The organism is Allobosea sp. 01N443, assembly GCF_056399325.1.
Window position 1 is genome coordinate 1 of the sequence record NZ_JBFTRC010000309.1, and the last position, 4298, is coordinate 4298.

Below are 4298 nucleotides of genomic sequence, written 5' to 3' on the forward strand. Positions count from 1 at the left end.
GTATAGAGCCCGGCCGGGAGCACGCCACCCGCCGGGTTGGTGAAGGCCCTGTTTCGCCGGCCCTCGCCGGTATCGACGTAGAGACCTTCGAGCTTGACGGTCCAGTTATTGGTGAAGGCATATTCGACGCCGCCGCCGATGGTCCAGCCGGTATTGCTCGTCGTGTTGCCGGTCAGCGGGTTGCTGTTCAGCCCGCCATAGGCGAGACCGCCCGTGATGTAGACCAGGGTCCGATCGAAGGCGTAGCCGACGCGGGCACGCACGGTGCCGAAATAGCCGCCGTCACCACCGCCTCTGTTTGCCCACCAGGTGTATTGCCCCCAGGACACATCGCCGCTCGAACCGACATATTGGATATCGGTCTCGAGACCGTAGACCCATGCGCCGGACTGCCAGTTATAGCCGATCTGGCCGCCACCGACGAACGCGCCGTCGCCGCCACCGCCACTCAGGATTCCCGAGGAGCCAGTCGTCGGCCCGGTGACGATGACGTCACGCGACCCGCCCCAGCCCACACCGGCGTTGAGACCGACGTAGAAGCCGGCCCAGGTAAAGACGGGAGCGTAGACGATCGGGGCCGGGGGCGCGGAGCGGCTGGGAAGATCGGCGGCGAAGGCAGACGTAGCCAGGCAGGTTGCAAGGACGGCGGTGGATGCAAGCCCTAGTCGCATGGTGTCCTCCGAGGTCGGCATTTCACCTCACAATTGTTGCACAACAATCCACATCGGTGAACCTCAATAATCGACCGTCCTTTACTGCAGGAGTGGCCTAGTATTCCGATGGAGATGCTTTGGCCAACCAGCCGATTCCAAACGTGGAATCTGCACTGCCCACGCCATCCCGATCCGGTGGCCGCTTCACAGTCGCCACGCCCGCCGGCGCGCTTTCAGTCCAGCTCCGGCCGTCATGGCTTGGCCCGCTCGCCCTCCAGATCATCCTCGCGAGACGTTGCGAGCGATGGCGGTGTCTCCCGGCTGTAAATGAGAATTGCGCGCTACGGCGCGATCGATTGGGGGGATCGCTCGGCTTCGCCTTCGGCCGCGACGATGCAGTTTCGGCCTCTCGACTTGGCGGCATAGAGGGCCTTGTCGGCACGTGCGTACAGGCTCAGCGATACATCCGTCGGATCCGTCTCGGCGATTCCTGCCGAAAAGGTGCAACGAAAATCGCCATGGCCGCCTTGCGGCTTCATCGCCCGAACGACGATGAGCATGCGTTCCAGGACCAGCGCAGCCTCGGCAGCGGATGTCCTGGGCATGACCAGGACGAACTCTTCGCCGCCGACCCGGCCGAAACAATCGGAGCGCCTGACATTCGCGTGGATCTCCTTGGCAAATCTGCACAGGATCTCATCCCCGGCCGCATGCCCGAAGCGATCGTTGATGACCTTGAAATGGTCGATATCGAGAACGGCCAGGCAGCCCGTCAGCCGGCTGTCCAGGCGCCGTTGAAGCAGCATGTCGTCGATCCGGGCCATCACGAACCGGCGGTTGGCGATCCCCGTCAGTTCGTCCGTGTACGAGGCCTTGACCGCACTGTCCCGGTCCTGGCGCAGAGTTCTCTTGTCGGAATGGAGATCGGTCGTGACGCTCGCGATGCAGAGCATCCAGCCGTCATCGCTGACCATCTCGGTCATCCAGAGCCACCGCCCGTCATGCAGATCGGTCTCGTAGGCGCGGTACCCGACCTTGCCTCGCCGCGACTGCGTCGAGATCAGCCATTCCTCGAAATTCTTGGTTCGAACGACCGTCCCCGTTTCCGCCGAAAAATTCCGGCGCATGATCTCCGACCAGGACGGATCCTCGCTGGCGCGGATGGAATAGGCCTGGCGAAAGGCTCGGTTCGCCTTTCGAAGCCGGTCGAACTGGTCATACAGGGCGACCAGGACCGGGGAGCCCTCAAGCATCTCAATGAGCTGTTGAGTCGTCTCGTCCATCGATCGGGAACCTAACACGTTACCGGGAGGGGAAGCAGCCCTTCACTCGACGAATGACCGGCCCGGTTTCTGTCCGACGAGCACGGCATTGCCGGAAAGGGACTGCCGATCAGGCAGTCGAGCGGAGGTTTGCAGCATAAGGCCAGTATGCAGTGACGATGGCTCACCGTACCCAACCCTCGCACTGCCGATCAACCTGCCTTTTGCCGAGGAGCGGTCGAGCGCCTTGCTGCCGGCCTTGCCGGCGCCCTGGCTCAGGCACTGGCGCGCAAGGTTTCCATAAGGTCGCCTGCAGTCGCGACCCGGCTCGTTCCGGCTGAAGTTCCGATCGGGCCGCGTCGTCACTGCATGTTGTAGACGATGCGCCCGATCCAATAGCCCTGATAGGCAAGATGCACGGCAGCCATGGACATCTGGACCCAACGTTGCGCGAAAACACAGGCAACGAGACAGAGAGCCAGGCCAATCGGTACCTGGATCAAGTAATCGCCGCTGAGTTGGGTCCAGCGCTCCGTGCCCTTGATCAGGGTATCGACCACGTCGAGAATGAAGGACGTCGCCATGAGGCCGAAGAACCAGCGCCGCCGGTTGATGAAGAAGTCCTCGTAGCCGGCATATTCAGCGACGTTGTCCGGAAACAGCAGCGCCGACAGCAAATAGAGCACGATCGCGTAGCCGATCAGGAAGATGTAGACGCCGAAGCTCCAGTTGGGGATGCGCGACAGCCCGAATTCCCACCACCAGAACAGCACGAGTTCCAGCAGGATCGAGCCGACCCAGAGCATGTGAAGCATCGAGACGCGATAACGATCGGGATGCTGGATGAAACCGGCGATGCCGGTCAGCATCCGGGTGATGCCGAGGCCGATGATCATGCCCATTACGATGCGGACATGGGGAAAGAGTTCATGCGGCGCGACGGTATCCATCGCGTGTGATTAGAACATCCGGCCGGAAATTGGAATCCGGTTCAGCTTCGAAGTGGATCGTTCACTCTTGCCTCGAAGAGATTGAAATCACGTCTGAAAATTGAAGCGACGCTTGCCAGAAAGACCCCCTCTGCTTCCGAGGCAATGCAGGCATCGCCTACTCCCTGCGGCGCGGAAAGCATGGACACCGATCCGCGCAACCTCGGTCGCCGGCGAGTTCGTCCTGGAGGCGCAGCCCCCCTGCCCGGATTACTTGGTTTTGACCAGAACGACGCGAGCGTTGCTGTCTTCCCACCGCTTCAGGACATTGATCGTGACATCGCTCTCATGCCGATGCACGCGCACATCGAATCGTGAGGCCCCAAGTCTCAGCCCGCGAATTGTCACATCGTCGAGAAACGAAGGCAGGACGGGATCCAGGAGTTTGACCTCGTTCGTCGCCGCCGGCAATTGCAGCCCCAGGCAAGCGGCCAGCATCGCGAAGGGCGCGGCTGCAGCCCAGGCCTGAGGCGAGCAAGCGACGGGATAGGCAGTCGGTCCACGTCGACGCCGTCTCAGGAAGCCGCAGAAGAGCTCCGGCAGGCGGCGCTGTTCCTGATAGGCGGCCGCGTCAAAGATCGCCTCGAACAGCCGTGCAGCCTCAGTTTTCAGGCCGTAATTGCTGAAGCCGAGCGCGATCAGCGCGTTGTCATGAGGCCACACCGAGCCATTGTGATAGGACATCGGATTGTAGCGGGCTTCATTGACATTGAGCGTGCGAATGCCCCAGCCGCTGAACCCCCCTTCACTCATGAGTGACTGGGCGACCTGCGCCGCCCGCGAGGGGTAGGCGATGCCACCGAACAGAGCATGACCGGCGTTGGAAGAGCGGACGCGACACTGCCGCTTGTTTCCGTCCAGCGCCAATGCGTAGGAGCCGATATCCTCGCACCAGAAAGCCCGATCGAACCGCTCCTGCAAGATCGATGCTTCACGCCGCAAGACGTGGGCGCGCTCGCCGAGATCGAGAGCGCTCGCCATGGTGGCTGCAGCTTGCTTTGCGGCATAGACATAGGCCTGAACCTCGACGAGGGCGATCGGTCCCTGAGCCAAGGAGCCATCGGCATGCGAGATCGAATCGTGACTATCCTTCCACCCTTGATTGGTTAGGCCATTGTCCGTCTCGCGATAGTATTCAACAAACCCGTCGCCGTCGCGATCTCCGAATGTGTCGCACCATTGAAGTGCGGCCTCGACGTTGGCCCAGATCTGCTCGATCGTGGCCCGGTCGCCTGTTCGATCAAAATACTGGCCGGCCAACATGACGAAGAGCGGGGTGGCATCCACGGAGCCGTAATAGAGTCCGAATGGAACCTCGCCGAGATTGGCCATCTCTCCGTGTCGTCGTTCATGCAGGATCTTGCCCGGCTGCGCATCGGCTTCAGGGTCAGGGG

4 protein-coding genes are annotated in these 4298 nt (G+C 61.8%); all 4 read right to left on the reverse strand.

Annotated elements, in window-relative coordinates; genetic code table 11:
* Positions 1-671: outer membrane protein (locus AC1DRP_RS35310; RefSeq protein WP_476770980.1), on the reverse strand; the 671-nt coding region annotated here is incomplete at its 3' end.
* A 323-nt stretch (positions 672-994) separates the two neighbouring features.
* Complete coding sequence (locus AC1DRP_RS35315) at positions 995-1936, reverse strand: GGDEF domain-containing protein (protein ID WP_441507758.1); 942 nt, start codon at positions 1934-1936, stop codon at positions 995-997.
* Between the two features lie 341 nt (positions 1937-2277).
* Positions 2278-2865, reverse strand: a complete 588-nt coding sequence (locus AC1DRP_RS35320; RefSeq protein WP_476770981.1) for a hypothetical protein — start codon at positions 2863-2865, stop codon at positions 2278-2280.
* A gap of 249 nt (positions 2866-3114) precedes the next feature.
* Positions 3115-4298, reverse strand: a 1184-nt coding sequence (locus AC1DRP_RS35325; RefSeq protein ID WP_476770982.1) for an amylo-alpha-1,6-glucosidase, incomplete at its 5' end; no start/stop codon positions are given.

Coding starts and splice junctions, on each gene's coding strand:
- AC1DRP_RS35315 (WP_441507758.1), bottom strand. CDS start 1,936: ATGGACGAGACGACTCAACAGCTCATTGAGATGCTTGAGGGCTCCCCG.
- AC1DRP_RS35320 (WP_476770981.1), bottom strand. CDS start 2,865: ATGGATACCGTCGCGCCGCATGAACTCTTTCCCCATGTCCGCATCGTA.